At 34.4% G+C, this 585-nt stretch carries 1 protein-coding gene; it reads left to right on the forward strand.

Annotated features, from left to right (window positions below; genetic code table 11):
• Positions 1–117: 117 nt before the first annotated feature.
• Positions 118–585 (forward strand): hypothetical protein (locus HMPREF9370_RS11495; protein ID WP_009117693.1); only part of this gene is annotated, 468 nt, incomplete at its 3' end.

Here is a 585-nt window from a genome sequence, read left to right on the forward strand (position 1 = left end):
TATTAGATTTTTATCTATTATTTCTTTTTTTATTGTAAATATACTAATTTTTATAAAATTAAGAAACATATAAAAGAAATAATTTAATATTTGTCTTTAACAGCAGGAAGATTAATTATGTCAGAAGCAGCTAAAGTTGTATTTTCTTATGCAGCAAATAACATTTCAGGAGTGTCTGGATTGACAGGACAGTCAGTTTCATATGCTACTCGTAATCAATCAGGGCTTTCAACTTCAGTAGGTATCACTGCTACTACGGTCAGTTTTGCTGAGGGTATTCCACATGGTTATGCAGGAAAATTTTCTGGAGCAGGGAATCTTCTTGGATTAGCTCAGGTAGGAGTAAATATTTACGACAATAATGGAGATACTTCCAAATTAACTGCTGGTGATTTATTGAATATAGCCGGCGCAATGGCCATGTTTGTGCCTGGAGGGCAGGTACTGGGGGTTGCAATTTCTATTGGTGGCGCAGCGTATTCAATATATGAAGGGAAATATGGTCCAGTTACTGTGCAAGATATAGGTGATTATTGGTATGATAAATTTAATGAATCTTCTAATGATTGGAATAATCAAAACCGT

Origin of the sequence: Neisseria wadsworthii 9715 (assembly GCF_000227765.1) — a bacterium.
GTDB lineage: Bacteria > Pseudomonadota > Gammaproteobacteria > Burkholderiales > Neisseriaceae > Neisseria > Neisseria wadsworthii.